Raw genomic sequence first — 26,660 nt, forward strand, 5'->3', positions numbered from 1 at the left:
TCTATTGTTTTGTTTGCGATTTTAGTGCTATTTGTTAGCGCATTAAGTACATATTTCAATATGTACTTATCCAAAGTGATCGTAGATACCATATTTAATAAAGACCTAAAATTTTTTTACTTGTCGTTGATATCGCTGATAGTCATACAAATAGTTAGTAATTACTTAATATCTCTGTCTTATTCTAAAAATAATGAATTAAATTATGCCTTTAATAACAAATCTGATGAAGAACTAATTGATAAAATTGAGAAGATTGACTTGATACATAAGGAAAATCCCAAGTTTAATGCCGATTTTTCATATCTTCAATACGTTAAGGGCAAAACCTACGAATTATATAATCAATTAAATGAATTCGGATTGAAAGTTGTGTCACTTTTAATTGGCATGCATTTCTTGTTCAACATTAATCTATTGTTTTGTATTCTTGCAGTTTTCTTTGGAATTATTAAAGGGTTATTTAATGTAAGGCCTGTTAAATCTAGAGTAAAGATAACTAAAGAACTGCAACGAAACGCAATAAAGCATAGCTACTTATACGACTTACTCGTTGGCATGAAAAACCAAAAAGAATTAACAATCTATAGGGCATTCAATCATTTTAAACAAAAGTGGAGGTTGCAGAAGGAGATATTTGATCAACAGCAATTGAAACTTGAAAAAATCAATAACAGCGTATTTAGACAACAGGAGATTTTAGAAATAATATTCAATGCAATAATAGTCGTGTTATTTGCAAATTTAGTAAAGTTTAATAATTTTACAATGGGCGATTATGTTTTAACAACTATGGCGGTAAGTGTTACGATATCAAATATTTCCATGGTCATTGGAGATTATACTCGGATGTTCGAAAACTCTGATCATTTTAATAAGCAAGCTGAAATTGATTCGTATTATAGAACCTTTCTGGATAACCCGAATGATGGACAATTAGATTTTAGTTTGCTGAAAAATATAAAGATTTCGGATCTTAATTTTTCTTACCCTAATAATTCAGTTGAAGTATTGAAAAAAATTAATTTAACGATTAATAAAGGTGACACCGTTGCAATACTGGGTGAAAATGGATCAGGAAAATCAACGCTAGTCAAAGTATTGCTCGGTCTCTACGAGACGAAAAAAAGTCATGTGCTTTTTGATGGAATACCGATGAATTTGATTAATAAAGAGAGTATGTTCAAGAAAACAAGTGTAATTTTCCAGGACTTCCTTCAATATCATACCACAATACAAGATAACATTGGAATTGGTGATCTTGAAAATTATCATAATGAGAAACGCATGCTTGAAACCTTAGAGAAAGTGGATATCAAGTCGCTTGGTTATAATCTTCAAACAAGCATTGGGCTTGTTGATGAAAACGCTATTAATTTATCAGGAGGTCAATGGCAGAGAGTGGCTTTAACAAGATTCTTTTTTAAAGAAAATCTTGAGTTGGCTATTTTTGATGAACCTACCTCAGCATTAGATCCTCTCACAGAACTGAGACTATTTAAAGATATTTTATCTCGTTGCGAGGAGATTACAACTATAATTATCTCTCATCGTGTAGGTATCGCAAGAAAGGCAGATAAAATCGTTATTATGGAGAATGGAAGTATTGTAGAGCAAGGCACACATAAAGAATTGATTGATTTAAAGAACATATATTATGATATGTGGATGTCTCAACAAGAGTGGTATCAAGAAGATGAAAAAGAAGTATTAATTAGTACTTCAATCTGAGATTTAAATTAATTAGGTGGAATTAGGAGGGGAAATATGAATAGCACGAGGGAAATTGATGAGGATTTATTGGGTGCTTTTCTCACCTTAAAGTTTATAGATTCAAAGGGGGAAAAGTCAACTATTAGTCGTGGTGAAGGAGAAACGATACTATTCTTCACATCTCTTTACTGTATACATTGTATAGATCTATTACCGCACCTTATTGAAATACAGAAGCTGGTTGAAGAATCTACGATCATCTTGTTTTCCGATGGTAGTTCTGAGGAACTTAGTGATATGATCAATTATTTTGATTGGCCATTCCAAGTTCTTCGATATGAGGAAAGCAATATGGAAGATTATTTTCCTCAGGTAATGCTCCCGTTTACTGTTATTTTAGATACAAATAATAAAGTTAAACATGTGGCTACAATTTATAACAAGAATGATTTTATGGTGACACAATTTGATTAAACTCTAATAAAAATACTGCTCAATTTTGAAAGGAGGTGATAAATATGGGATGCCCTTGTCCAGCAGGATATTCACTTGCATCTTCAACGACACAAAAGACTTATTGTAGTAATGGCTCTTGTCAAGATGGTGGTACCTTCTACACTAAAATTTTATATGCTCAGATCATATCGATTTGCCTTGACGCTAAAGGTGTAGGTAAGCCGGTTGGTTGTGATCAAAAAGTTGGTTGTTGTGCGTAGCTGCTAATGAAATAAATGAAATGGAGGAAATTAGTTTCCTCTATTTCATTATTCTAATTTAAAGGAGAATTGTCAGTGCACACACAGCTCATAGTTTGCGATGAGATTTCTTTTGATATTCATAAAAAAAAACATGTTTTAGGATTGGTGATAAACCAAATTAAGGTTCAGGTGCTTCCATCAGTCGTCAGTTTTTCATATTTGCTTAAAATAACGAACATGCCTATAAATCAGGAGGTTCTTACAGAAATGAAGGTCGTTAATTCACGACAAGAAATTTTGGGCTCCACGACATATTACAATAGAAATTATAGAACAAATAGTGAAATTCCAGGGGTAGATCAAAATTATGATATCGACTTACTTGTAGAGGAAACGGGACCTATATTTCTTGAATGTTATATTAATGATAACAAAATGAATTGGTATCCTATTGATATTAGTTTTGAAGATGGTTACCAGTCTTAATGTTTATTTACTCAATAATAATAAAAATGATTACTGAGGGGTATTGGTAATGGTGTTTCTCCTCTATACTGCTAATATAATTATTGCTGTTTCTTTTTTGTTAGCTTTTAATTCTAAGTTGAGAAATATATTCAATTTTCAGTTGGAAATTTCATCCTATAATATTTTACCATTTAAAACCATTTCTATAGCTGCAAGGTTAGTTATCGGTTTGGAATTATTATTGGCTATTGCATTTATTTTTGATTTATGGGAAGTATGGAGACAGGCAATGAGCATCATACTGCTTGTTTTTTTTAGTATAATCACATGGAGAAAAAATCGTGGAAAAGCACAAAATTCTTGTTCTTGCTTTGGAGAAGTATCATTTTTAAATAAAAACCCATTACTAAGAAATGGATTATTAATACTATTTGTTTTAATTACAATGTATAATGCTGAAATTCCTATTAACACAATTGTTTCTCTTCAATTAATGTTTTTATCTATTTGGTTAGTTTTGTTGATTGAAATTTTGTTTATAAAAAATTGGGTTAAAAGGATATAATGATAATTAAATTGATTATGTATACAAACACTGTAATTTTTATAATTGTATTTATTTTATATATTCTAAAAAAATCCCGAAATATTGCTGTTTTGCGGTCGCTCTACTCACAAATATCTTTACTACTTGTGCAAAATCAAATAAGGGCAATCGTTCTTGACTATAAAAATGCTTCCTATGAGCAGATAGACCGTTTACTTTGCGAGTCAAGTATTTCTGAGCAAGTTATATTTTTTTCAGCTCCGCACTGGTTATACATAATCAAAAAAAAAACTTGGAAGAAACACAAGGTTTTTCATATTTCCTCTTTGGAGAATATTGAGATTAACGAAGGTTCGGGATATCTTATTTATTGCAAAAAGAATAAAATTGTAATAATTAGAGAATTAACTGAATACTTAATACATTTAAAAAGAAAATTGTAACTACTTAGGTAACACTTAAGAAGCGAACTGTCCACGGAGGGAAATGGCGAGAGCCTTGATGACTTCCCAGTTTTCTTTCTGAAATTCACAAAGAAGGTGCGTAGCCCATTCATGCCCGTCTGATGATTCAATACTGAGACATTCCAGCAATAAATGAGCGATGCACAAGACATGTTTATAGTGATAATCCGTGTTGAAATAGGTGCTAAAACAGTTATGGACGACAATCCCTGAACAAAAGGGTAAGCAGGCGATAGAAACTATCGGCTGCTTACCGCGACCCTGATGAATGCCTGAACAGATCCAGTGCGGGTCCCCCTGTATCATGATAGTTGTCGTACCTCTCAAAAGACTTAAAGACAGCAAAGAGTGTCACTTAAAGCTGACCTTTTCGAAGCTATGGGAACAGGAAACACCAGAGTAGGCTAATTCCTTCTAAGATGACTGGTATTATTGGGAAACTCATAGTCAAATTTCAGATATGATAAAAGCCGATTCGTCAGCATCAGCAGGGCACCATATCTTACGGCGGTTTACATCCAAAGAAACCAACGGCATCTTTGAGACTATAGATGGGCTTGTGCAATGCGTGAAACGACGAGCGCATGGTTACAGATCGGTTAGAAACCTTACTAAGATGATTTATTTAATCACTGGAGGATTGAAGCTCAAAATGGCCGTATCTGACAAAGAAGAACCGTAGATCAGTTTGGAGCCACAACCCGCTCATCTCACCGAATACGATTCCTTTGTCCAAGTTTTATAGGTTTCAACTACCTAAGCGAAACTGTGAGTAGCCCTCTATTTGATGTTCGATTCAATATGTTATGCCATCTCATCCCGAATCGACTCAATCAAGCCTTTCAGCTTGTTCGCCGACTTCTGGAACAGCGCCGTTTCTTCGTCCGACAGTGTCAGCTCCAGAACGTTGCGGATACCGCTGCGATCAACGACGCATGGAACGCCGATGTATACATCGGATACGCCGAGGTAGTTGTCGAGCAGGGTCGATACGTTCAGCACGGCGCCTTCATCTTGCAGAATCGCGGTACAGATGCGGTCGAGTGCCAGAGCGATGGCGTAATACGTCGCGCCTTTTGCTTCGATAATTTGGTAAGCGGCATCGCGTGTGCCGGTGAAAATCCGTTCTTTCTGTTCGTCGTTCAGTCCGAGCTCTGTACCCGCAACGTTCGACAGGCTCCATACCGGCAGCTCGGAATCGCCATGCTCCCCGATAATTGGGGCGTGGACGCTGCGCGGATCAATGTTCAGCTCTTCGCCAATCAGATAGCGGAAGCGTGCGCTGTCGAGCAGCGTGCCTGAACCGATGACGCGGTTAACGGGCCAGCGCGATTTTCGCAAGGAGAAGTAGCTCATGACGTCCACTGGGTTCGAGGCGATCAGCAGAATGCCATCGTCATTATATTTCAAGACCTCATCAATAATTTGGTCAAAAATCGCTACGTTGCGCTTCAGCAGCTGAATGCGCTCTTCGCCTGGACGCTGGGCCACACCGGCCGTAATAATAATGATGTCCGCGCCTTTGCAGTCCTCGTAAGTGCCTGCCCATACCTTCGTGCCGCCAAGGAACGGCATGCCGTGGTTCATGTCGAGCGCATCGCCGATCGCTTTCTTCTCATTGGCATCGATAAGCACCAGCTCATCCATGCGATTGCGAAGCAGCAGTGTATAAGCGGTTGTTGAGCCTACAGCCCCAGCGCCAATGACAACAATTCTTGATTTTTTCATATCCGATCTCTCCCCGTCTAATGGTGTAGTTGCTTCTAGTTTTGCTTTTGCCATTACTCCTGAATTACTTCTGCAATGCCTTCTGTTCTTGCTCTTGCGCGTGATCCTCTTTGTCGAAATAAGGCTTGTTCACGAAATAATACATATATCCCATTAATACGCCGCCGCCAATCAGATTGCCCAGTGTGACAGGCACAAGATTGTGAATGACGCCGCCGTAAGTAATCGTGTCTGGATGGTCGACGACTAGTGCAATAGCAAAGGTGCACATGTTGGCAATGCTATGCTCGTAGCCCGAAATAAAGAAGCAGAAGACGAACAGCATCATGGAAAACATTTTTGCCCCGTCATGCTTCATGCCCATCGGGATAAAAAAGGCGAGACAGACTAGCCAGTTACATAAAATCGCCCGGAAAAAAAGCTCCATCGACGACGTATGCATTTTCGCTTCGACGACACTGAGCAGGAACGTATTGACCTTCTCGCTGTCGAACAGTCCGGTTGTCATAATGAGCAGGGCGAACACGGCTGCGCCAAGCAGGTTGCCAGCGTAGCTGGTCAGCCACATTTTGATGGCGTCGGTCCATTTGAGCTTGCGCCGGAGCGCGGTAAACGAATAATAAAACGTATTGCCGGTAAACAAGTCGCCGCCGCCGTATGCGATGAGAATAATCGCAGCTCCGAACGTTAGCGCGGCCATCGGATAAGCGAGTGGAGAATGCTCGGCGTAAAAAAAGTTACCCGTCTTAAAGGCGACTATAACGCCAAAGCCAATGAACATGCTGGCGAGCATGGACCTGGAAATATACCGGATGCGGCTTTGCTGAAAAATCATATGCTTCTTGTGTGCGAGTTGCTCGACCTTGCGTAGCGGTTCAGTTTCCATGAGCATTCACTCCTCTTGCTGCTTACTGAGGTTAGAATAACACAGGAGGGACACAGTCGATTGTGACATTCCTCACAGGTAAAGGCGAAAATTGTTACAGAAATAAGGGATTCCCGGCGGAGTGGACAACTACTGAGCTAATGATTATTCCTGTAATGGCAAAAATTAGGTAGTCTTCTTGTAGATGCAAACGGAGGTGCACATCTATTTGCATAAATATAGCGGCATTAAAGAATGAGGCTTCACCACAACCAAATTAAATGGAATAAAGGAGAGTTTATTCGATGAAAAAATGGATTGGTGCTCTATTATCTTTGGCCCTTATTATTGCAATTGCTGGTGTGCAGCCTGCCCCTGTATCAGCGGCAGAAGTTGTAAACGCTACCATTATTGTTCCTAAAAATACGACCTATGACGGCAAAGGCAAAGTTTTTGTCGCGAACCCGAGTACGTTAGGGGATGGCAGCCAGGCTGAGAACCAGAAGCCGGTATTCCGTCTGGAGGCAGGCGCAACGCTGAAAAATGTCATTATCGGCGCTCCTGCTGCCGACGGCGTTCACTGCTATGGCAGCTGCAATATTGAGAATGTGACATGGCAGGATGTAGGCGAGGACGCTTTGACTCTAAAATCTTCCGGTACCGTTAATATTACAGGCGGCGGCGCATATAAAGCCTATGACAAGGTGTTCCAAATGAATGCATCCGGCACGATCAATATTAAAAATTTCAAGGCCAATGACATCGGCAAGCTCGTTCGTCAAAATGGCGGCACCTCTTATTCGGTATCCATGAATGTTTCAAATAGCGATATTTCCAAGGTGAAGGATTCCATTTTGCGTACAGACAGCAGCTCCACAACGGGCAAAATAACAAACACGCGCTATTCTGGCGTGCCGACGCTGTTCAAAGGTTTTGCATCCGGCAAAACCAGTCAATCCGGAAACACGGCTTATTAGGCAATCCTTCCAAAAAAAGACGCGGCAATGCCGCTTAAGCTTTAGCTTAAGCCTTAGCTTGAACCTGAGCCTGAGCCGCAGAGCCTAGCGTTTGGAAGGATAGCCGTCCCCCGTAAGTAAGCCTGTTTATAAATCATCAACAGGGCCTGTGCCGAGATTAGGCGGCATGGGCTCTGTTTCCCATTTGGCGACAATGAGCATATCCAAATGTCTGGCGGAGCGTAGCAAATCCTGCACAATCGTTTTGCGGACGAGCATTTGCCACGGCGGCCGGCGCGATTGTCCAATAATGAGCTGGGTCGCTTGCAGGTCAGCCATCTGTTTCAGCAAAATTCCGCTAATTTCCTGGCGTCTATCTGCCGCACTTACCGCCAGCTGGCCGCCAAGCCGCTCGCACAGCTGCCGCAGCGCATGAAGCCGCTTTTGCTGCACCTCGGTTTGCTGAATTTTACGGCTGTGCACATAATGGACATGCCATTCTGCCTTCAAGCGGTGAGCGATGCGAAAGCCGCGGCGAATCAGCCTTTCCGCCTGATCACCCAAATCGATGCATACAAAAATCACCTCGCGCTTGCGCCAAGGTCCCCGAAGCGAAGGGCCGCGTTCCCACGACTCCAGCCGTTCATCGACATCATCCGCAATTTCGCGCAGCGCCAGCTCTCGCAAGGCAATCAAATTGCCGATTTTGAAAAAAGAGCCCAGCGCCTGCTCCACCTTTTCCTGCTTGTAAATTTTGCCGTCGCGCATGCGCTGCGCCAGCATTTGGGGCGTAACGTCAATGAGCTCGATTTCACTTGCCATTTGTAAAATCGCGTCCGGCACCGTTTCTCTCACCCGCACACCGGTCAATTGCTCCACCGCGTCATTCAAGCTTTCCACATGCTGCACGTTCACGGTGGAAATAACGGAAATCCCGTTTTCCAGCAGCAGCAAAATATCTTCGTACCTTTTCTTGAGCAGGCTGCCGGGCACATTCGTATGGGCAAGCTCATCGATCAGCACAACCTCGGGGCGGCGCGCGATAACAGCCGTTGTATCCATTTCCTCAAGCCGCGCTGCCCCATAGGGAATAACTGCCCGGGGCAAAATCGCCAAGTCGCCGACCTGCTCGGCCGTTTCCTTGCGTCCATGCGTTTCCAGCCAGCCAATGACGACATCTACGCCTTTACGCTTAAGAATGTTACCCTCCTGGAGCATTTTGTACGTTTTCCCGACGCCAGGAGCGGCTCCGATATAAATTTTGAACGTGCCGCGTCGCATGCGCTGGGCCTGTTCCTCCATCTCGCGGGAGTCCAGACGATGAAAAAGCGCCTCCTGCCCGCCCCAGCGGGTTTTAACGGGCAAAATCCGCTCTCCCTCATGCTCCGCCCGATCCGTCATCACAAACACGTCGATGTTCCGTATTTTACGGAGCACGCGGTTGACGATAGAGCCTTGCAGACGCTCCTGCCATGCTTTCTTCTTGGAATGGCCCATCACAATGCGCGTCGCATGCTGCCGCGTTGCATATGCCACAAGTGCGGCAGGCAGCTTGCGCGCATGCGCCAGAGGGAGCTCCTCGAACGCGCCGCCGACCTTCGCCACCAGCTTTTGCATCGAGCGTTTGATCGTTTGCTGCTCCTTCGATAAGCTGCGGCCCGGCAGCAGAAAGGTGACAACGGCAAGCTCGCCATGCAGCCGCTTGGCAATTTGCTGGCCCCGGCGCACATATAGGGAGCCGTTGAAGTGATATTGCGCCGACACCACAATCCGCTCGGCTGCTCCTGATGGGCCGCTTAAGCCCAACGCTTCGCGGTGCTTTTCCAGCGTTTCGTGAACACCCTCTGCCATGAGGCAGAGAGCGACTTCACGCAGAACAGCCAGATTGCCGGGCAGCCGCATAGCCGGATGGAGGGAGCTGCCGAGCAGTCCCTCTTCCATCCGGCTCAGCATCGTCTCAGGAGAGACATCAATGAGGCGAACCTCATCGGCCCATTCCAGCGTGTCCGCCGGAACCGTCTCCTCCGCACGAATGCCCGTCATTTTGAAAATAACCCCGTCCTCGCCCTCCAGCTCGTAGACATTAATCGTCGTAATGATGCTGATGCCATGCTCCAGCAAATATTGAATATCCTCCAGCCGCATCTGGAAGCGGGCGCACGTACGGTTGCGATGGGCGAGGCCATCGACGAGCACGACCTCCGGGTTGCGGGCGAGCAGCGCCTCCAGCGGCAAATCCTGCTGCTCCTTGCCATCGCGCTGCCACTTAATGCTCGGGACATGCTCCAGCTCAGACTCAAGCGCTGCTTGATTCCTATTTGTACTTGGAGCTGGCGTTAAGGCGCAAATGACGACATCAATGCCCTGCTGCTTCAGCAGCTGGCCTTCCTGCAGCAGATGATACGTTTTGCCGGAGCCTGCGACCGAGCCAATGATGATTTTCAGGCGTCCCTTATGCAGCCGGGAGATAGAAGCCAATATCTCCTCCGGCGTCTTGCGTTGATACGGTGGCATTCTGCTCCCGCCTTCTTTTTTATTTGGCGATTCGAGTGGATAAAGCCAGATTCAGCTCCAGCACATTGACGCGCTTGTCACCGAAGAGGCCGAGCTCGCGTCCTTTCGTATGCGCGTGTACAAGTTCTTCAAGCTCTGCCTTCGGCAGTCCTGTCAGCTTGCTAATTCTTGCAATTTGTACGATAGCCGACTGCGGCGTAATATCCGGGTCAAGCCCGGAGCCGGAGTTCGTTATTAATGCAAGCGGCAGCTGAGCAATCGGCACCTCGGGATTATCCTGCTGCCACTGGGCGATAGATGCTTTCATGCGAGCCAGCAGCTCCGGGTTCGAAGGGGCATAGTTGTTAGAGCCGGAAGCTTCCGCCTTATAGTCAATGCTCGACACCCGCCCCTGAAAATAGCGCTGATCGGTGAAAGGCTGACCGATCAGCGACGAACCAACGACGTTGCCTGCGCTGTCCTTGAGCAGGCTGCCATTGGCCTGGGCCGGGAACAGCAGCTGCGCGGCGCCTGTGCTCACAAGCGGATACACGATACCGCAAAGGAGCAGAAACAGCAGGCTGGCGCGCAGCGACATCCCGATTACGGAAGATGGGGAGGGCGGCACTGATGAAGACGAAGCGGATGGCATAGGTGACGATGGACGTTTTCCTTTTAAAATAGCATGCATAGCACAATTCCCTTCTTTCTAATTAAAGGTTCGTTTCATTAATAGGCCGCAGCCGATCTGGACGGCGTTAAATCCAAATATGAACCATCATGTCGATGAGCTTAATGCCGATGAACGGCGCGATCATGCCGCCGAGCCCGTAAATGAGCAAATTGCGGCTGAGCAGGCGGGCGGCGCTGAGCGGACGATAGGCGACGCCTTTCATCGCTAGCGGAATGAGCAGCGGAATAATGATCGCATTAAAGATGAGCGCGGACAAAATCGCCGACAGCGGCGAGCCAAGCTGCATCACATTCAGCGCCTGCATTTGCGGAATCGCCAGCATAAACATCGCGGGAATGATGGCGAAATATTTGGCTACGTCATTGGCAATGCTGAAGGTCGTGAGCGCGCCGCGCGTCATAAGCAGCTGCTTGCCGATCGAAACGACCTCTATAATTTTGGAAGGATCGGAGTCCAAATCCACCATATTGGCAGCTTCCTTCGCCGCCGTCGTGCCGCTGTTCATCGCCAGGCCGACATCGGCCTGCGCGAGTGCGGGCGCGTCATTCGTCCCGTCCCCCGTCATGGCGACGAGCTTGCCTTCCGCCTGCTCGCGCCGGATGACGGCGATTTTATCCTCCGGCTTGCTTTCGGCAATAAAATCGTCGACGCCCGCTTCTCTGGCGATAGTTGCCGCCGTAAACGGATTATCGCCCGTACACATAATCGTTTTGATGCCCATCGCTCGCAGCTGGTCGAACCGTTCCTTCATGCCCGGCTTGACCGTATCCTTCAAATAAATCAAGCCGAATATGTGCTGATCGACGGCGATAGCGAGCGGCGTGCCGCCTTCCTTGGCAATCCGCTCCGTCTCCTGAGCCAAATCAGCGGGTATGTCTCCTCCTTGGGCGAGCACCCAGCTGCGAATCGCTTCAACGGCTCCTTTGCGCACGAGCCGTCCATCGGCCAAATCGATGCCGCTCATCCGCGTCTCGGCCTGAAAGGGAACGAATTGACCGCCTTCGCCAAGCGCGGCATCGTAGGTTTTATCATGCTTTTTCATCCATTCCAGCACTGAGCGGCCTTCCGGCGTTTCATCCTGCAGGGAGGAAATAGCGGCCCATGCCGCTGCCTCATCTGCCCCAGCAGTGCCCACCGGATTGATTTCGCTAGCCATCCGATTGCCGAAGGTGATCGTCCCGGTTTTATCCAAAATCATCGTATTAATGTCGCCAGCTGCTTCGACCGCCTTCCCGGACATGGCCAGCACATTGAACTGGGTGACCCGGTCCATGCCGGCGATGCCGATGGCGGACAGCAGGCCGCCGATTGTCGTCGGAATGAGGCAGACGAGCAGCGCGATGAGCACGGGAATTTCCAAATTGACGTCCACATAAGCGACAATCGGGCCAAGCGTGACGACGACGATGAGGAAAATAATCGTCAGGCTTATCAGCAGCGTGTTCAGGGCAATTTCATTCGGTGTTTTCTGCCGCTTCGCGCCTTCGACGAGCGCGATCATCCGGTCGATGAACGTTTCACCGGGCTCGCTCGTGATTCGCATTTTGATGCGGTCGCTGATGACCCGCGTTCCGCCCGTCACGGAGTTGAAGTCGCCGCCCGCCTCCTTGATGACGGGTGCCGATTCGCCGGTAATAGCCGATTCATCGACGGAAGCGAGGCCTTCAATGACCTCGCCGTCGCCGGGAATCATTTCCCCTTGCGAGACGATAACGATATCCCCTTTGCGCAGCTCCGTAGAAGGGACGATTTGAATGCTGTCGCCCAGCAGCTTATTCGCCATAATTTCCTGCTTCGTTTTTTTCAGCGAGCCAGCCTGTGCTTTCCCGCGGCCTTCGGCTAAAGCTTCGGCAAAGTTCGCGAACAGTACCGTAAAGAGCAAAATAATAAAAACAGTCAAGTTGAAGCCGATGCGATCCTGCGAGTCGAAGTACCCTGGAAATAGGGTCATGAGCAGAACGATCAGCGTTCCAATCTCGACAACGAACATGACCGGATTTTTCATCATATGGACCGGATTCAGCTTGAGGAGGCTCATCTTTAGCGCCTCGGTCACGAGCGGTCCGGTGAACAGTTTTTTAGCACGTTGGTCATTCATAACGCTTACCCCTCATTTCCCTTTAACGGATCGTTAAAAACTCGGCAATTGGCCCTGTGACAATGACGGGCAGAAACGTGAGCGCGCCGATCAAAATAACGACGCCCATTAGCATAACCGCAAATAGCGAATTGTCCGTTCGGAACGTGCCTATCGTCTCCGGCACCCACTGCTTGCGGCTGAGTGATCCGGCTACAGCTAGCAGCGCGATCATCGACATATATCTGCCGAAAAACATCACGAGCCCGGTCGTTATATTCCAGAACGGTGTATTGTCGGCCAGCCCCTCAAACCCGGAGCCGTTGTTGGCGGCCGAGGACGTATATTCATAAAGCACCTGCGTAATGCCATGAAAGCCCGAATTGGATATAGCGCCTTGCCCCAGGTCGGTTAGAAAAGCCGCTGCCGTTGGCGCGAGAATAATAAACGGATGCACAAGAATGGCGATAGCAATGAGCTTCATTTCGCGCGGCTCTATTTTTCGTCCGAGAAATTCTGGTGTCCGTCCGACCATCAGCCCGCAGATGAACACCGTCAGCATCGCATACATCAGCATATTGACGAGCCCGACGCCTTTGCCGCCGAAGACGACGTTCAGCATCATTTGGGCAAGGGGAACGAGCCCGCCAAGCGGAGTGAGCGTATCGTGCATCGAATTGACCGAGCCGGTCGTGGCCGCCGTCGTCACCGTCGTGAACAGCGCGGACTGGGCGATGCCGAAGCGAACCTCCTTGCCCTCCATGCTGCCTTGCGAAGCGTCGATGCCGAGTGTGGCGATCAGCGGGTTGCCGCTTTTTTCAGCCGTATAGGAAATCGTAAGAAAGATCAGAAACAGCGCCATCATCGCCGAAAAAATAACCCAGCCCTGCTTGCTGCTTTTCGCAAACCGGCCATACATGAAGGGCAGCGCGGCAGGCAGTGCCCACATGGACAAAATCTCAATGACATTCGTCAGCGGGTTGGGATTTTCGAACGGATGGGCGGAGTTGACTCCGAAAAAACCGCCGCCATTCGTGCCAAGATGCTTAATCGACTCCAGCGAGGCGACTGGCCCGATGGCGATATGCTGAACCGCGCCCTCGAGTGTCGTAACGGTCAAGGTAGGGCTAAGCGTTTGCGGCACTTGCAGCGCCACAAGCAGCAGCGTAATGATAATAGCGAGCGGGAAGAAAATCCGCGTATGTGCTTTGACGAAATCCTCGAAAAAGTTGCCGAGCGTTCCGCCTTTGCTCGTAATGCCGCGCACGAAGGCGACAGCAACGGAAAAGCCGGTAGCGGCGGACGTAAACATCATCATCGTAATGACGGCCATTTGCGCAAAATACGTCAGCCCTGATTCGCCGCTGTAATGCTGGAGATTCGTATTGGTCATAAAGCTGATGACCGTATTTAGGACGAGTGTCGGCTCCATGCCGCCGATTCCATTCGGGTTAAGCGGCAGACCGCTTTGCACCCTCAGCAGTACATAGCTGACAGCTACGAGCACGAAATTGAGTGTAATAAAGCTGAGCGCATATCTTTTCCAGCTCATGCCTTGGCGATTTTTGAGCCCGATTACTGCATATATGAGCGCTTCGATTCGTCCAAACAGCTTGTCAGTACGGTTTGGAACGTTTGAAAACACGGAATATAAATAATGCCCAAGCGGCTTTGCGATCAGCATGATCATGCCGACGACTACCGCCATTTGCAAGACGTCCACAGCTGTTCCTCCCTTGCTATAAATGATGAAACGTTATTTGCTAAAATTTTTCCGGATGGAGCAAGGCGTAGACGAGATACACCAGCAAAGCTCCTGTAACGAGCAATATGACAATCATCCCCGTTCCTCCATTTCGCTAATGGACCGATCGCACCAGCGTATAAATCCGGCAATCAGCCCGAAAGCTGCGATTAAGGTCAAAGCCATTCCGATATCCAGCATAGCTGCATCGCTCCTTATTTCGTTTTATCCCTAGTCATTTTGGAAAAAAAGGCAACAAAAAAGAAGCCTTGGGCAAAGAGGACTCTTCACCCGCAGCTTCCTTCATCCGGGCATCATACGCCCCTGATTCGCCTGCGATAAGTGTAAGTGTGGCCTCTCCCGTTGACGCTTGCGAGGTTAGCTGTCGGATTCGGGCGCGAGAGACGCCCTACGCTTGGCACTTATCGTGCCCTTGCGATTCACCCCGTGACGCTCCCTGCCATCGTCCATTGGACAACGACAGAGAGCCGTCGATGGTTCCCCCGTTTCTGCGGCAGTGCAGAACTCAGCGTTTGAAACAAAATGCCTGCCGATGTTGCGAGTGCTATTTTCGAAAAAAAGACAACAAAAAACCACAGAGGCGTATGACGCTCTGTGGCCTGATTTACAAGGTCACAATCGTTCACCATTCCTCTCTACACCTGCGCTTACGAGGTTAGCTGTCGGATTCGGGCGGTGAGAGTCGCCCTACATTTGCCTGGAGTTTCATGACACTCCTGCAAACGATTCACCCCTGCGCTGCCAGCTTCCGACTCTCACATCGGATGGCTGCAGTGCGTTTGGTTCCCCCGCTCTTCGCCTATTGGGCGAAGACTCAGCGATCAAGCAAAAACGACTTCGTCGTCCTTCTGGGACGAGCGAAGAGCTTTGCCCTTAGAAATATAGAGAAAGGATAACGAAAACCTATACTTTCCTATATTTCAAGGTGAAACGGCTATCGCCTTCCTTTGGCGGCGCAGCGCGTTTCAGTCCGAGAAATATAAGCCTATTTATAAGTGCAAAACTTATAAATTCTTATATTTCAAAAAAAGGTTCATGCATGCTATGAATCATACTCCCCCGCCGCGATTGCTGTAAAGGAAGCTTACGCCGCAAAAGAGAGCGAATGCAGCGGATTAGTTTGATTTTAAACGCTTACAACGAGATTTATCTTTAGCAAGGTCGATTTATCTCGCGATTTCTTTAAAATATAGGAAAGCATATGATTTTTTTCTTCCTTTCTCTATATTTCATCGCGAAACGGTAGCTTTGCCGCCAAAGGACGGCTTCAGCCGTTTACGCTTGTTTACTCAAAGCACCCCCTCTTTCCAGAAAACAAGGAAACGAATATGATAAATAGCATGCTGACAGAATCAGGTGTTTGCGGCTGCTCGGCCGCGTATTTAAATAGCGGGGGGATGAACGATGTATAAAGTGCTGCTGGTAGATGATGAAGAAGAGACGCGCAGCGGGCTGCTGCACGAAATTGCATGGGAGCGCCATGGCTTTGAAATTGTGGATACGGCGGCGAACGGCAGGGAAGCGATGGAGCTGATCGAGCGTCTGGAGCCGGACATCGTAGCGACGGATATTAGCATGCCGTATATGAACGGCTTGGAGCTGGCGGAATGGACGAGGAAGACGTATCCGCTGACGCGCATCGTTATTTTTTCCGGCTATGATGAATTTGAATATGCCAAGCAGGCGATTGGCTTGCAGGTGGATGAATATATTTTAAAGCCTTTTTCCGCGCAGCAGCTGCTTGAGGTGATGGACAAGGTGAAGGAGCGGCTGGATGATGAGCGTGAGAAGCGGGAAAATATGCAGCTTTTGCAGGAGCATTACCGTACAAGCCTGCCGGTCGTAAAGGAGCTATTCCTGTCGTCGCTGCTCACCCGCAAGCTTCCGCTGCGGCATATTGAGGAGAAGGCAGAGAAATATGGGCTGGATTTAGCGGGCGAGGCGTACATTGTGTCTGTGCTGCACACGCATGTATTGGAAGCGCTTCCTGGATTGCCGCTCCGCGCAGCGGAAAGCTCGCTTGCGGCCTCCAGCGATCTCGACCTCAAGCTGTTTGCCCTGCGCAATGTGGCGGAAGAGGTGTGGGGCAGACTCGGACTGGGCAAAGTTTTTCTGCATCAGGACCAGGTGGCGCTGCTCGCAGTTGGACGGGGAGGAAGCGCGCAAGAGCTGATGGAGCGGACGCTGGGCGGGCTTGCTGAAATGCTGCAAAATGTTCAGAAATACTTGCGTTTTCCCGTGACGATTGGGGTCAGCTCAACGCTGGCGGATGTCGCGCAGCTAAAGCAGGGCTATGAGGAGGCGCAGCAGGCGCTCGATTATCATAATTTGGTGGGCAGCAACCGGATTATCTGCATTGACGATGTAGAGAAGCGCTATGTTGAAGAGCTGCAATTTGACGAGCTCAAGGAGCAGGCGCTCATTCGCTGCCTGCGCGTAGGCACGCATGAGGAGCTGAAGCAGCTGGTGGCTGCGCTTTTTGACGAGATTGAAGGCGTCCATGCCGCTTACCGGGAATACCAGCTTTACATGCTGGAGATGATGACGGCGGTCATGAAGCTGGTGAGGGAGGCAGGGCTGAACCTGTACGATATCGTAGGATACGAGCTGCAAATTTATGAGGAGCTGCAGCAGCTTAGCGGGCTGTCGGAGACGAGAAGCTGGTACATGTCGCTCTGCGAGAAAATTCGCCATCATATCGCCAGCCGCAGGCAAAGCTCCTACAAGCAGCTGGTCGAGGAGGCTGTGCGTTATACGAAAGCAAACTTCCATGACAGCGAGCTGTCGATTGCCCGCTTGTGCAGCCATCTGCATATTAGCGCTGGGTATTTCAGCAGCCTGTTCAAGAAGGAGGTGAAGCTGACCTTCGGCGGTTATTTGCTTCAGCTGCGGATGGAGGCGGCGAAGGAGCTGCTGCGGGCGACGGAGCTGAAGACGTTCGAAATTGCCGAGAAGGTCGGCTTCTCGGACCCGAATTATTTTTCACTATGCTTTAAGAAAAATGTCGGCGTCTCTGCCAAGGATTATCGCAATCAGGCGATGAATATGGATGCGCCATGAGGAAGCGCAGCATCCAGTTTCTCATTTCAGTGGCGCTGTCGGTATTTGCGGCTGCGGCGATTATAATGGTCAGCGTGCTGCTGTTCAACAAGTTTTCGCAGACGGCAGAGACGAATGCGCTGCGCAATACCCAGCAGGTCGTCGATCAGGTCAGCTACAATTTGGAGGATTATATCCAGGGCATGTCGGAAATTTACGGCGTTCTCCACGATACAATCAGCCGCAGCGGCGATGTGAACGAAGAAGAGCTGCGCAGCCAGCTGAATACGATCATCGGCATTCGGGGAGAAATTGTGTCGCTGGCCGTCATCGGGCATGACGGCGAGGTGATGATGAGCATTCCCGGCGTTGCGCTCAAGGAAAATTTGAGTCTTTACAATCAGCGCTGGTTCCAGAGCGCGCTTCAAACGCCGAACCATCTCAGCTACTCGCTGCCGCATGTGCAGAACATGTACAAAATGCAGTACAAATGGGTTGTCTCGCTGAGCAAAGGCATTACCGTAGTAAGGGGCGGGAAAACGGAGCATGGCGTGCTGCTGCTGGACGTCAATTTTAACAAAATCAATCAGCTGTCCTCGCGGGTTGTGCTCGGGAAGAAGGGCTACGTCTACATTGTGGACGAAAGTGCGGGCAATATGGTGTACCATCCGCAGCAGCAGCTCATCTACGCCGGGCTGAAAAGCGAAAACGTCGAGCAGGCGCTGAAATATACGTTCGGCAGCTTTCATGACGAATCCGGAGACGAGGATAAAATGATTACGGTGCAAACGATCGGCAACATCGGCTGGAAGGTGGTCGGAGTGTCCTTTACCGATGAGATTATTACGACAAAGCGCGAGCTGAACGATTATTTGCTGAATCTGCTGCTGCTTTTGCTTGTATTCGTCATTGCGCTGTCGTGGCTTATTTCGCGCATTATTGCCCGTCCGATCCGGCAGCTGGAGAAGTCGATGAAAAATGTCGAGCGCGGCGATTTCCATACGATGACGACCATTCGCGGGCCGCTGGAAGTAGAGCAGCTGTCCAGACGCTTCAATTTGATGGTAGCGCGAATCCGCGAGCTGATGCAGCAAATTGTTGTGGAGCAGGAGGCGAAGCGCAAATATGAGTTTGAGGCGCTGCAATCGCAAATTAATCCGCATTTTTTATACAACACGCTCAATACGGTCGTGCGCATGGTCGGCATGAACCGCAACGAGGAGGTGGTGACGACGATTACCTCCTTGTCGAAGCTGTTCCGCATCAGCCTTAGCAAAGGCAAGCCGATGATTCCGCTGGCGAGCGAGCTGGAGCATGCGCGGAACTATCTCATCATTCAAAATATCCGTTTCAAAAATAAATTCGATTATGTGTTTGACGTCGAAGAGGCCGCGCTGCCCAGCTTGTCGCTCAAGCTGATTTTGCAGCCGCTGCTGGAAAATGCCATTATGCACGGCATTGAGCCGTCTGTCGATAAAGGGTTGATTACCGTTCGGGCATGGATCGAGGCTGGGCAAGTGTACTTGCAGGTGAGCGATAATGGGCTCGGGATGAGCGGCGAGCAGCTGGCGGCGCTGCTCACGGGAGAGACCAACAGTAGTACCGCCAAGCCGTCTGGATATGCTGGAGACCGTAAGGCTGATCGTGACGGCACCATTGGAGGGGCTGCTCCAGAGGCTTCTAAAAGGTCAACCTCCGCCAATTTTGCATCGAGTTCTGCATCCAGTGCGGCTTCCGGCGCGGGCTCCGGCGTAGGCGTGCGCAATGTGCATGAGCGGATTCGGCTGTTTTACGGCGAGCCGTATGGCTTGCAGTTTGAGAGCGAGCTGGAGGAGGGAACGACCGTGACGATACGTTTCCCGTTCAAGCCAGCTGGCGCTGAAGCCGACGAGAGGAGTGAGGAAGGATGAGCGTAAAACGCAGGTTGGGACGGCTCACTATGCTGTGCATGGTGGCTATGGCTGCGCTGCTGCTGGGCTCCTGCACGACGCATCCGGCAGAGGACAGCGCCATTCAGCGCGAAAATATCGACATCAGCCTGCTGCTCAAGCGGCTGGACGGCGACTACTGGAACTCCGTCGTCATGGGCGCCGAAGCCGCATCGAAGGAGTTTAATGTGACGCTGCATATTTCCGGACCGGATAAGCAGGGCAGCCCGGAGCAGCTTTTGGAGACGGCAAAGCTTGCGCTGGTGCATCATCCTGATGCGGTCGTATTTGCCTCCGGAGACGAAGCGGTTACGACCGGCATTGTCGAGGCTAGCAAGGCAGCACGGATTCCGCTCATTGCGATTGACACGGAGACGGAGGAAGCGGGCATCAGCTCGAGCATCACGATTAATCATCATCAGGCGGGACGAGCGGTTGCCCTCAAAATGAGCGAGCTGCTGGCAGGCAAAGGCAGCGTCGCCCTGCTGACGGACGGCCTTGGGGACAACAACCAGCTGCGCCGCGAGGAGGGCATTAAGGAGGCGCTTGCCGAGGAAAGCGGCATGGCGCTTATCGGTATTGAGCCCTGCTTGGAGGCTGACGGCAACTGCCGAAGCGTCGTCAGCAGCTTGCTGGACGAGCAGCAGGTGGATGGCATATTGGCGCTTAATGTCCAAGCCGCCGTATCAGCTGCCCTTGAGGTGAAGCAGCGGGGGCTCGGCGGCAAAATTAAAATTGTCGCCTTTGACAGCTCCATGGAGCTGCTTGAGCTGCTGCAGGAGGATCAGCTGCAAGCGGTGCTGGTGCAAAATCCGTTCAGCATCGGCTATCTTGGCATCAAAAACGCCGTACTCGCTTTGCGGGGCGAGGAAGTGCCACTGCATGTAGCGATGGAAGCCAAGCTGGTAAATAGCGACACGATGTTTTGGCCTGAAAATCAGCGGGTGCTGTTTCCCTTTATCCAGAAGTAAGGAGGATTTTAATAAAAATGATGAGGATTTTACATTCGTTTCCGGCCCCGTTTCAGCCATAATGAGGACACGAAAGAGAAACAGAGCTGCACACGCTCATCAGCATGAACTAAAAATGGGGAGGTCATGATGAAATGAAAAAGGTAACGGCTGCGCTGCTGATCGGCGCATTGACGGTAGCGGCAGGCTGCTCGGCATCAAACGGCAACGCAGGGGGAAGCGAGGGCGACCAGCCGAAGGTTGGGGTCGCGATTTACAAGTTTGACGATACGTTTATGACAGGCGTCCGCAACGCGATTACGGAAGCAGCGGCAGGCAAGGTGCAGGTGGATATCGTAGACAGCCAAAACTCGCAGCCGACGCAAAATGACAAGGTTGACCTATTCATCACGAAGAAGGTCAAATCGATGATCATTAACCCGGTAGACCGCACAGCAGCGGGCGTCATTATTGATAAAGGCAAAGCAGCGGACATTCCGGTCGTCTTCGTTAACCGCGAGCCGCTTGCGGATGATATGGCGAAATGGGATAAGGTGTATTTTGTCGGAGCGAAGGCGGAGGAGTCGGGCACGATGTCTGGCGATCTCATCGTTGATTACTGGAAGGCACATCCGGAAGCGGATAAGAATGGGGACGGCGTACTGCAATACGTCATGCTCAAGGGCGAGCCGGGCCATCAGGATGCCGAGCTGCGGACGAAGTTTTCCGTGCAGGCGATTGAGGATGCAGGCATCAAGGTCGAGAAGCTGGCAGAGGACACAGCGATGTGGGACCGGGTAAAAGGCCAGGAAAAAATGGCTGCGTTCATCGCTTCCCATGGCGATAAAATCGAAGCTGTCCTCGCCAACAACGATGATATGGCGCTCGGTGCGATTGAAGCGCTGAAGGCGGCGGGCTATTTTACAGGCGATAAATATATTCCGGTTGTCGGCGTAGATGCTACGGCTCCTGCGATTCAGGCGCTGGATGAAGGCACGCTGCTCGGCACAGTGCTCAACGATGCGGTGAACCAAGGCAAGGCGACGGTCGAGTTGTCCCGCGTACTGGCTGCTGGCGAAACGCCGAGCAAGGATAACACCGGCTTCGACATTACCGATGGCAAATACGTGTGGATTCCATACCAGAAGGTAACGAGCGAGAACAAGGATCAAGTGCTGAAATAGTCGCCTGAGAGGGCGAGCGGAATAAAGCGGTACGAAAGGAGCAAGGGAAGCATAAGGCTGGCGCTGCCCTTGCTTTTTTTAAACGGTAGCTTTGCCGTCAGAGGGCGACAGCCGTTTACGCTTGCAGCAAAACGAGCATTGCCTCCAAAGGCTGGCAGTGCCGTTTAAACACGGCTATTTACTGGATAACTTTAACTTAATTGTTTTGTAAAGGGGTGTTATACAAATGCCAGAGCATCCGGCTTATGTGCTAGAGATGAATAACATCTCCAAATCTTTTCCCGGCGTGAAGGCGCTCGACGATGTGACGCTGAAGCTGCGCCCCGGTACGGTACATGCCTTGATGGGTGAAAATGGTGCAGGAAAATCGACGCTGATGAAATGCCTGTTCGGCATCTACAAGCCCGATGGCGGCGAAATCATGCTTGCCGGGCAGCATGTGCACATCAACAGCTCGAAGGACGCGCTGGCTCTCGGGGTGTCGATGATCCATCAGGAGCTGAACCCGGTGCCGCAGCGCGACGTCATGGAAAATATCTGGCTCGGGCGATTCCCGACCAGAGGTCTAGGGCCTTTGCAATTCATCAACCACCGCAAAATGCAGGAGGATACGGTGAAGCTGCTCAAAGATCTGGAGATGGATATTCATCCGAAACAAAAGGTAGGCGACTTGTCCGTATCGAAAATTCAATCGCTGGAAATCGCCAAAGCGGTATCGTTCCACTCGAAGGTCATCGTCATGGACGAACCGACCTCCTCGCTCACCGGAAATGAAGTGGAGCAGCTGTTCCGCATCATTAATGAGCTGCGGCGGCGCGGTGTATCAATTATTTATATATCCCACAAAATGGAAGAGATATTGCGTATTTCAGATGATGTAACCATTATGCGAGATGGCAAGCATGTCGGCACATGGGAAGCGAAGGAGCTGACGATTGATAAAATCATTACCCGCATGGTGGGCAGGGATTTATCGAATCGTTATCCAGAGCGGACGAACGTGCCGGGCGAGGTGCTGCTGCGGGCAGAAGGCTTGACCTCCGTGCATCCGCATTCGTTTAAGGATGTTTCGTTCGAGCTGCGCAAGGGCGAGATTTTGGGACTCGGCGGGCTTGTAGGAGCGCAGCGGACCGAGGTGATAGAAGCGCTGTTCGGGATGCGGGCGCTTAAGCGGGGCAGCATTCATCTGCATGGCAAAAAAATAAAGCTGAATGCGCCATCGGACGCCATTCGCCAGGGTATTGCGCTGCTCACCGAGGAGCGGCGGGTGACGGGGATTTTTCCGGTGCTGACGATTGCGGAAAATACAGTCATTGCGAACTTGGGCAGGTTCAAGACGCCCTATGGTTTAATTAGCAATGCGCGGATAGGCGAAGTGTCGCAGCAGAGCGTAGAGAAGTTTCGGGTCAAAACGCCATCGACCAAGCAGCTCATTCGCAACTTGTCCGGCGGCAACCAGCAGAAGGTGCTGCTCGCCAGATGGCTGCTGACCGACCCGGAGGTGCTGCTGCTGGACGAACCGACGCGCGGCATCGATATCGGAGCGAAATATGAAATTTATTCGTTCATGATCGAGCTTGCCAAGCAGGGCAAAAGCATCATTATGATTTCCTCCGAAATGCCGGAGCTGATCGGCATGTCCGACCGCATCATCGTCATGCGCGAGGGGCGCATATCCGGCATCGTAGACGGCAAAGCGGCGACGGAAGAAGAAATTATGCGGCTTGCCGCACAGTAGTAGCGGGCAGGACAACTTGGAGGAGTGAATACGATGAATGCACTGGATGCAAAAGGAGTTAAGCATTTTTTCTCCCAAAATGCGATTTATATTATATTGGTTCTGCTTATTATTGGCATAGCAGTTGCTGACCCGAATTTTATCGGCATTACGACGCTGCGGGATATTTTGCTGCAATCGTCGACGCGGGTCATAATCGCTCTAGGCGTAGCGTTTGTGCTGATTACGGGCGGAACGGATTTGTCTGCTGGGCGGATAGTTGGCCTGAGCGCCGTCGTCTCTGCGTCGATGCTGCAAATGTCGGATTATCCGCGCAAGTTTTTCCCAAATTTGCCGGAGCTGCCGATTATCGTGCCGATTATACTGGCGATTGTCGTCGGTTTGATTTTTGGCTTGATCAACGGCATTATTGTCGCAAAATTTCATGTTCCACCGTTTATTGCGACGCTTGGCTCAATGGTTATCGTATATGGCGTAAACTCGTTTTACTTCGATATGAAGCCGAACCAGTCGCAGCCAATCGGAGGCTTAAGCAAGGAATTCAGCAAGCTGGGGACCGGGTATATCGGGCCGAACGGCACGTATTCGATCCCGTATATCGTCATCATAGCGATTGTTGTCTCGTTTATCGTCTGGGTCATCTTCAACAACACGCGGCTGGGCAAAAACATGTACGCCATCGGCGGCAATATCCAAGCGGCTAATGTATCGGGCATTAATGTATCGCGCAATTTGATTTATATTTATGCGATTGCTGGCGCGCTGTATGGGCTGGCAGGCGTGCTGGAGGCTGCCCGCACGGGGGGAGCCACGAACAATTACGGCAATATGTACGAGCTGGATGCGATTGCGGCCTGCGTCGTCGGCGGCGTATCGACCGCAGGCGGTGTCGGGCGCGTGCGCGGCATACTCGCCGGAGTGCTCATTTTCAGCGTCATCAACTACGGTCTGACCTTTGTCGGCGTAAGCCCGTACTGGCAGCTCATTATTAAAGGGATGATTATTGTTGCTGCGGTTGCATTTGATATTCGCAAGTATGTGGCGAAGAAGTAGGGGCGCGGCGATTTGACGAGGCAGTGGCAGGAGAAGTTTTTGCTTTCTAGGTGAGGAATGCGGTCTTGGGGCCGCATTCTTTTTTTGTTATATACAGGTTTAATCCGTGTCGTAGAGCGGCAGTATTTTCTTTTAGCATTTCTTCAGATTCATTTAACGCTGTTTTCATCTTGCCTTCCTATACTTAGCTAAACTACAACGAGTAGGGTAGGTGGAGAAGGATGAGCGGAAATTCGAAATGGTTAAAATGGCAGCTTGGAGCCGCAGGCGCGGCGGGCATTTTTATATTATTCAGTACGGTGCAAAATACAGCGGCTTTTCAGGCGGCGCAAACAGCGGCGGCCGAAGGCAGCACAACCTCCGGAACGGAGCGGCAGGGCGATCAGCAGGATACGGTGGACCAGTGGATGTCCACGGGATCTAGCGACAGCGGCAGCGGCAGCTCGGATTGGAATAACGGCAGCAGCGGAAGCAGCTGGTCAGACAGCTCCAGCGAAAGTGGATCGGATAGCTCCAGCTCAGGCAGTCGCGGCAGCGTAGACGACCGGAGCAGCAGTGGAAGCGGCAGCTCCAGCAGCTCGGGCGGCATGCGCTCCCAGTCAGGCAGGTCCTAACGATGAGCGGGCGGGGGACGATACGGTTTCGGGCGATGAATACGAATGTCGAGATTATACTGGATTATGCAGCGGATGAGCCCCGCACGACAGCCTTTTATGCAGACCGCGCTCGCGACTGGTTTGAGGCAGTGGAGCAGCGGTTTAGCCGCTTCCGCCCGGATAGCGAGTGGAGCAGGCTTGGCCGCTCGGCAGGCAGCTGGGTCGTCGTGTCGGACTGGCTGTTTGAGGTTATTGCAGCGGCGGAGAGCTATCGCCGTCTGACGGCAGGGGTGTTCGACCTGCGGATACTGCCGGGGCTGGAAGCGTCCGGCTATACGGAATCTTTCGAGCACGCGGCGGCGTTCCAGGCGGGAGCTGGCGGGGCTGAGCGGCGGAAGCTGAGCCCTGCTGGCGAGCTGGAGCTGGACTATGGCATGAAGGCGGTGAAGCTCGCCGAGGGAACGAGTATCGACGCCGGCGGCATCGCCAAAGGCTGGGCCGTGCAGAAGCTCGCCGATTGGCTGAGGCGCAGCAGGCGGATTCCGGCAGGCATCGTCAATGCCGGAGGCGATCTGTATGCGTGGAACAGCGGGGACGCAGCGGCGCAGCCAGCCATTATTGATCTCCAGCATCCATGGGAAGCTGGAGCAACGGTTGGGGAGCTGCTGCTCGCTAACGGCGCAGTTGCGACCTCAGGGAAGCTGGGCAGGCAGTGGGGAACGGGCAGCTCGGCCGCGCATCATTTGATCGATCCGCTGACGATGCAGCCAAGCGTCAGCGATGTCGTTCAGGCGACGGTTGCGGGTCCCGATGCCGTCGCTTGTGAAATATGGGCGAAGACGCTGTGCATCGCCGGCCGCGATCAAGGCTTGCGGCTGATGGACGAGCATGCGCGTGACTGTGAAGCCGTTATTTTCATGAGCGGCGGCGAGATTGTGAAATATGGTAAAAGCCGCAAGTCCGGCTTGGAGTGGAATATCCGTGAGCCGCTGCATAGAGCGGGAACCGCGGAGGCTAGGGGTAGAGCCAGCAGCGGAAGCGAAATCGAATGCGAAAAGGAGGAGTCAGCATGACAGAATGGATTTTGAGCTGGCCGACATGGCAAATGACGCGGGTGCTCGGCATTGGCTCTTACTTGATGCTGTTCGTCGGCATGTCGCTGGGCATGCTGTACAGCTATCCGTTTGTGAAAGGGCCCAGCAAAGCCCGCGTGTACAATTGGCATATCCGTTTCACGAATGGGGGAACGCTGCTGGCGCTGCTGCATATGGCGGTGCTCGTCATTGATACGTACACGCCATTTACATGGGGCGAGCTGCTGATTCCTTTTACCGCGCATGATCATCCGGTGATATATGGCATAGGTACGCTTGCGCTTTATGGCATGCTCGTGCTGATTTTGACCTCGGACCTGCGTCCGAAGCTGAAGCGCAAAGTGTGGCTCGCTATACATATGTTAGCCTACCCGATCTATTTACTGGCTTTGTTTCACGGCATATTGGCTGGAACGGATACACAGCTTGGCCTTGTGCAGTTCATGTATGGTGCGACGTTAATCGTTACCGTAGGCTTGTTTTTGGGACGGGCGACCGTCAAGAAAAAGCCAGGCGCTGCGAAAAATCGGGATGTCGTGGCAAAAAGCGGGTAACTTATCCTGTTTTTCCTGTAGGATCGTATAGGTTTAGACAGCTTGCGGAGAAGATA

At 50.3% G+C, this 26,660-nt stretch carries 21 protein-coding genes, 1 pseudogene and 2 riboswitches; of the genes and pseudogenes, 15 read left to right on the forward strand and 7 right to left on the reverse strand.

Annotated elements, in window-relative coordinates:
- The first annotated feature begins 261 nt into the window (after positions 1–261).
- From ASF12_RS16225 to ASF12_RS33765, 5 genes and pseudogenes are all read left to right on the forward strand, one after another.
- Complete coding sequence (locus ASF12_RS16225; protein WP_162241902.1) at positions 262–1,731, forward strand: ATP-binding cassette domain-containing protein; 1,470 nt, start codon at positions 262–264, stop codon at positions 1,729–1,731.
- Between the two features lie 36 nt (positions 1,732–1,767).
- On the forward strand, positions 1,768–2,187 hold the full coding sequence (locus ASF12_RS16230) for a TlpA family protein disulfide reductase (protein ID WP_056036592.1): 420 nt from the start codon (positions 1,768–1,770) through the stop codon (positions 2,185–2,187).
- Between the two features lie 317 nt (positions 2,188–2,504).
- Positions 2,505–2,897, forward strand: a complete 393-nt coding sequence (locus tag ASF12_RS16235) for a hypothetical protein (RefSeq protein ID WP_056036597.1) — start codon at positions 2,505–2,507, stop codon at positions 2,895–2,897.
- A gap of 49 nt (positions 2,898–2,946) precedes the next feature.
- Positions 2,947–3,444 (forward strand): MauE/DoxX family redox-associated membrane protein, encoded by a 498-nt coding sequence (locus tag ASF12_RS16240; protein ID WP_056036599.1) that lies wholly within the window; start codon positions 2,947–2,949, stop codon positions 3,442–3,444.
- Between the two features lie 876 nt (positions 3,445–4,320).
- A pseudogene (locus ASF12_RS33765) lies at positions 4,321–4,572 on the forward strand (transposase); the annotation flags it as partial.
- 122 nt (positions 4,573–4,694) lie between these two features.
- Here ASF12_RS33765 and ASF12_RS16250 read toward each other — a convergent pair.
- Positions 4,695–5,618, reverse strand: a complete 924-nt coding sequence (locus tag ASF12_RS16250; protein ID WP_056036602.1) for an L-lactate dehydrogenase — start codon at positions 5,616–5,618, stop codon at positions 4,695–4,697.
- 64 nt (positions 5,619–5,682) lie between these two features.
- Positions 5,683–6,504: a formate/nitrite transporter family protein gene (locus ASF12_RS16255; protein ID WP_056036604.1), complete on the reverse strand. Its 822-nt coding sequence runs from the start codon at positions 6,502–6,504 to the stop codon at positions 5,683–5,685.
- Between the two features lie 284 nt (positions 6,505–6,788).
- On the opposite strand from ASF12_RS16255, the gene ASF12_RS16260 reads away from it, so the two are divergent.
- A complete protein-coding gene (locus ASF12_RS16260) occupies positions 6,789–7,460 on the forward strand; it encodes a pectate lyase (protein ID WP_056036605.1) in 672 nt (223 codons plus the stop codon).
- A gap of 126 nt (positions 7,461–7,586) precedes the next feature.
- Here ASF12_RS16260 and ASF12_RS16265 read toward each other — a convergent pair whose 3' ends face one another.
- The 5 genes from ASF12_RS16265 to kdpF all read right to left on the reverse strand — a co-directional run bounded on the left by ASF12_RS16265 (position 7,587) and on the right by kdpF (position 14,544).
- A complete protein-coding gene (locus ASF12_RS16265) occupies positions 7,587–9,953 on the reverse strand; it encodes a histidine kinase (protein ID WP_056036607.1) in 2,367 nt (788 codons plus the stop codon).
- 19 nt (positions 9,954–9,972) lie between these two features.
- Positions 9,973–10,584: a potassium-transporting ATPase subunit KdpC gene (gene kdpC / locus ASF12_RS16270; protein WP_056037065.1), complete on the reverse strand. Its 612-nt coding sequence runs from the start codon at positions 10,582–10,584 to the stop codon at positions 9,973–9,975.
- Between the two features lie 106 nt (positions 10,585–10,690).
- On the reverse strand, positions 10,691–12,724 hold the full coding sequence (kdpB, locus tag ASF12_RS16275) for a potassium-transporting ATPase subunit KdpB (protein ID WP_056036610.1): 2,034 nt from the start codon (positions 12,722–12,724) through the stop codon (positions 10,691–10,693).
- 22 nt (positions 12,725–12,746) lie between these two features.
- Positions 12,747–14,426, reverse strand: coding sequence for a potassium-transporting ATPase subunit KdpA (kdpA, locus tag ASF12_RS16280; protein WP_056036611.1), 1,680 nt, complete (start codon positions 14,424–14,426; stop codon positions 12,747–12,749).
- Positions 14,427–14,466: 40 nt separating this feature from the next.
- Positions 14,467–14,544, reverse strand: coding sequence for a K(+)-transporting ATPase subunit F (gene kdpF, locus ASF12_RS36570; RefSeq protein WP_081418871.1), 78 nt, complete (start codon positions 14,542–14,544; stop codon positions 14,467–14,469).
- Between the two features lie 255 nt (positions 14,545–14,799).
- Positions 14,800–14,989, reverse strand: a riboswitch (cyclic di-AMP (ydaO/yuaA leader).
- Between the two features lie 108 nt (positions 14,990–15,097).
- Positions 15,098–15,298: riboswitch (cyclic di-AMP (ydaO/yuaA leader) on the reverse strand.
- A gap of 574 nt (positions 15,299–15,872) precedes the next feature.
- Here kdpF and ASF12_RS16285 point away from each other — a divergent pair.
- The 9 genes from ASF12_RS16285 to ASF12_RS16325 all read left to right on the forward strand — a co-directional run bounded on the left by ASF12_RS16285 (position 15,873) and on the right by ASF12_RS16325 (position 26,604).
- A complete protein-coding gene (locus ASF12_RS16285) occupies positions 15,873–17,528 on the forward strand; it encodes a response regulator (protein WP_056036613.1) in 1,656 nt (551 codons plus the stop codon).
- A complete protein-coding gene (locus ASF12_RS16290) occupies positions 17,525–19,417 on the forward strand; it encodes a cache domain-containing sensor histidine kinase (protein WP_056036614.1) in 1,893 nt (630 codons plus the stop codon). Before ASF12_RS16285 ends, ASF12_RS16290 begins: the two co-directional genes overlap by 4 nt.
- Positions 19,414–20,406 carry a substrate-binding domain-containing protein gene (locus ASF12_RS16295; protein WP_056036616.1) on the forward strand — a complete coding sequence of 331 codons (993 nt, stop codon included), beginning with the start codon at positions 19,414–19,416 and terminating at the stop codon, positions 20,404–20,406. The genes ASF12_RS16290 and ASF12_RS16295 overlap by 4 nt, the downstream gene beginning before the upstream one ends.
- A 134-nt stretch (positions 20,407–20,540) precedes the next feature.
- A complete protein-coding gene (locus ASF12_RS16300) occupies positions 20,541–21,569 on the forward strand; it encodes a galactose ABC transporter substrate-binding protein (protein WP_056036619.1) in 1,029 nt (342 codons plus the stop codon).
- 226 nt (positions 21,570–21,795) lie between these two features.
- A complete protein-coding gene (locus tag ASF12_RS16305; RefSeq protein WP_056036621.1) occupies positions 21,796–23,307 on the forward strand; it encodes a sugar ABC transporter ATP-binding protein in 1,512 nt (503 codons plus the stop codon).
- A 33-nt stretch (positions 23,308–23,340) separates the two neighbouring features.
- Entirely contained in the window at positions 23,341–24,360 is a 1,020-nt protein-coding gene (mglC, locus tag ASF12_RS16310; protein WP_056036623.1) for a galactose/methyl galactoside ABC transporter permease MglC, read from the forward strand.
- 221 nt (positions 24,361–24,581) lie between these two features.
- Positions 24,582–24,974 (forward strand): hypothetical protein, encoded by a 393-nt coding sequence (locus ASF12_RS16315; protein WP_056036624.1) that lies wholly within the window; start codon positions 24,582–24,584, stop codon positions 24,972–24,974.
- A 2-nt stretch (positions 24,975–24,976) separates the two neighbouring features.
- Positions 24,977–26,029, forward strand: a complete 1,053-nt coding sequence (locus ASF12_RS16320; RefSeq protein WP_056036626.1) for an FAD:protein FMN transferase — start codon at positions 24,977–24,979, stop codon at positions 26,027–26,029.
- Positions 26,026–26,604 carry a ferric reductase-like transmembrane domain-containing protein gene (locus tag ASF12_RS16325; protein WP_056036629.1) on the forward strand — a complete coding sequence of 193 codons (579 nt, stop codon included), beginning with the start codon at positions 26,026–26,028 and terminating at the stop codon, positions 26,602–26,604. Before ASF12_RS16320 ends, ASF12_RS16325 begins: the two co-directional genes overlap by 4 nt.
- The last annotated feature ends 56 nt before the right edge of the window (positions 26,605–26,660 follow it).

This window comes from Paenibacillus sp. Leaf72, from assembly GCF_001422685.1.
Classification (GTDB): Bacteria; Bacillota; Bacilli; order Paenibacillales; family Paenibacillaceae; genus Pristimantibacillus.